This window comes from Mesorhizobium sp. M2C.T.Ca.TU.002.02.1.1, from assembly GCF_003997225.1.
Genome location: NZ_RZTO01000830.1, coordinates 1 through 2,626 on the forward strand (window position 1 = coordinate 1; position 2,626 = coordinate 2,626).

General features: G+C 61.9%; 3 protein-coding genes. 2 read left to right on the forward strand and 1 reads right to left on the reverse strand.

What is annotated here, in order from left to right; translation table 11 throughout:
* Positions 1–685, forward strand: a 685-nt coding sequence (locus EOD07_RS30035) for an MFS transporter (RefSeq protein WP_164772678.1), incomplete at its 5' end; no start/stop codon positions are given.
* Between the two features lie 68 nt (positions 686–753).
* Here the strand turns inward: EOD07_RS30035 and EOD07_RS30040 are convergent.
* Positions 754–1,326, reverse strand: coding sequence for an NADPH-dependent FMN reductase (locus tag EOD07_RS30040; RefSeq protein WP_127237902.1), 573 nt, complete (start codon positions 1,324–1,326; stop codon positions 754–756).
* A gap of 237 nt (positions 1,327–1,563) precedes the next feature.
* Between EOD07_RS30040 and EOD07_RS30045 the strand changes: the two genes are divergently transcribed.
* Positions 1,564–2,475: an ABC transporter substrate-binding protein gene (locus EOD07_RS30045; protein WP_127237903.1), complete on the forward strand. Its 912-nt coding sequence runs from the start codon at positions 1,564–1,566 to the stop codon at positions 2,473–2,475.
* Positions 2,476–2,626: the final 151 nt, after the last annotated feature.

A 2,626-nucleotide genomic window follows, 5' to 3' on the forward strand; every position in this document is an offset into this window, starting at 1 on the left:
ATTCGCCTCCATCCTGCCCCTGGCGGCGGTCGGCGCGCTCGTCCTGTCGTTCCTGCGCGTTTCCCCACATGCAAACGCCGTGACCGAAACTGACACAAGCGATGCCCGACCGTTGGCTGAAATCGTCACCCAACCGCGTTTTGTCGCAGCACTTTTCTGCACCGTCGGCAGCTACGCGCTGATGAGCTTCGTCATGACCGGCGCCCCGCTCGCAATGGTCGGCTGCGGCCTGTCGGAGGACGATGCCACGCTCGGCATTTCCTGGCACGTCATGGCCATGTTCGGACCAAGCTTCTTCACCGGTGCGCTGATCCATCGCTTCGGCGCCGAGCGCATCGTCGCAATCGGCCTCGTCCTGCTGATCGGCTGCGCCGCCGTCGCGCTCTCCGGCCTGGCGCTGTGGCAGTTCTGGACGGCGCTGATCCTGCTCGGGCTCGGCTGGAATTTCGGTTTCATCGGCGCCACGGCGATGGTCGCGGCCAGCTATCGTCCATCCGAGAAGAGCAAGGTCCAGGGGTTCCACGACTTCGTCCTGTTCGGTTCCGTCGCATTCTCCTCGCTTATGTCCGGCGCGATCTACAATGCATGGGGCTGGACCATGCTGAACTGGATCGTCTTTCCGGTCGTCGCGCTCTGCTTTGTGGCGCTCGGCACGTTGAAGTTTGTGGGCGCTCCCAAATCTTGAAGGGGCGCCCGACCCGCTCTTCCGGCCACTTGAACAACCTGCCTGACCTGCCTGAAACGAGGCCAGCGTCATGCATCCGGTGGGAGCACCTGCAGGACCCGCGCGATGAACATGTGGAACTCGTCCATGTAATTGCGCAGGAATGTCTCGGTTGACTCCACCGTCACCTCGCCATCGTCGGTGATCAATCCAGGGGTGAACTGAATATAGGCTTCGGGCGAGTTCATCTGGGGCGCGTTGCAGAAGCTGAGCACACTGCGCAGGCTCTGCTGGGCGACGGCGGTAGCGATCGCGCCCGGCGACGTTCCGATGACGGCAGTCGGTTTACGGGCAAAGGAGTTCTTGCCGTAGGGGCGGCTGGCCCAGTCGATCGCATTCTTCAGGCCGCCGGGGATCGATCGGTTGTACTCCGGCGTGACGAAAAGCACCGCCTGGACGGACGCGATGGCTTTCTTGAACTCCAGGGCGACGGGTGGGAAGGCTGCGTCATAGTCGTAGCTGTAGAGCGGCAGGTCCTTGAAAGAGATTTCCGTCATCTCAAGTTCCGGCGGCGCCAATCTGACGAGGGCCTTCGCAAGCTTGCGGTTGATGGAGCCCTTGGCGAGGCTGCCGATAAGGTAGCCGACTTTGTGCTTGGCCATGACACACTCCTGTTTTGGCCGCCGACCCGCCTTTTCTAGTATTCCCCAGAACAGGGCAGGCCGCCACCCGGCCTTAGGTCGGCATTGCGCCATGTCGGGTGGAACAGCGCTTTTGTTGGATCGAACAAAATTATTGCGCCTGTCCCCCTAGTTATGAAACCGTGTACCCCGACTGCCCGTTATAGCCGTGCTCATATGCAGCTACCGATCAATCGGTTCACAGCAAGGGATTTCACAATGTTTTCAATCGGAAAGCTCGCCGTAGCAACCATCGCGCTCGGCCTTGCCACTGCCTCGGCCAGCGCCCAGGTGGTTGTCTCCTCGAAGATCGATACCGAAGGCGGTGTGCTGGGCAACATCATCCAGCTCGTGCTTAACGCCAACAACATCAAGACCACCGACCGTATCCAGCTCGGCGCGACACCCGTGGTGCGCAAGGCGATCACCGCCGGCGAGATCGACATCTACCCCGAATATACCGGCAACGCGGCCTTCTTCTTCCAGAAGGCCGACGATCCGGTCTGGAAGGATGCCGCCAAGGCTTACGAGACCGCCAAGAAGCTCGACTACGACGCCAACAAGATCGTCTGGCTGTCGCCGTCGCCGGCCAACAACACCTGGGCGATCGCGCTGCGCAAGGAGGTGGCCGACGAGAACAAGCTCGTCACGCTGACGGACTTCGGCAAATATGTCGCCGGCGGCGGCAAAGTGGTGCTGGCGGCTTCCGCCGAGTTCGTCAATTCGGCGGCGGCCCTTCCGGCCTTCCAGACAACCTACGGCTTCACACTAAAGCCCGACCAGCTGATCACGCTCTCCGGTGGCGACACCGCGGCGACCATCGCGGCCGCGGCCAACCAGACCAACGGCGCCAACGCCGCCATGGTTTACGGCACCGATGGCGGCATCCAGCCCTCCGGCCTTGTCGTTCTCCAGGACGACAAGAACGTGCAGCCGGTCTACCAGCCGGCACCGATCATCCGCGAGAAGGTGCTGAAGGAACATCCCGAGATCGAGGCGCTGCTGAAGCCGGTCTTCGCCAAGCTCGACCTTACCACGCTGCAGGAGCTCAATGGGCGCGTGCAATTGGGTGGTGAGCCTGCGAAGGGGGTGGCCGAGGACTTTTTGAAGAAGAACGGGTTCTTGAAGTAGCGGCAGGCGCATCGAAGAAAACGTGACGCCGGTGCGAGGCGCCCCCTTCTGTCCTGCCGGACATCTCCCCCACAAGGGGGGAGATTGGCGGTTGCTGTGCCTCGCCTCTTTTTCCGGCTTGGACGATTGGCGAAAGCGCTCGCGACATCTG

Bases quoted from the DNA above. Each gene is read 5' to 3' on its own strand.
- EOD07_RS30045 (WP_127237903.1), top strand. From the start codon at position 1,564: ATGTTTTCAATCGGAAAGCTCGCCGTAGCAACCATCGCGCTCGGCCTT.
- EOD07_RS30040 (WP_127237902.1), bottom strand. From the start codon at position 1,326: ATGGCCAAGCACAAAGTCGGCTACCTTATCGGCAGCCTCGCCAAGGGC.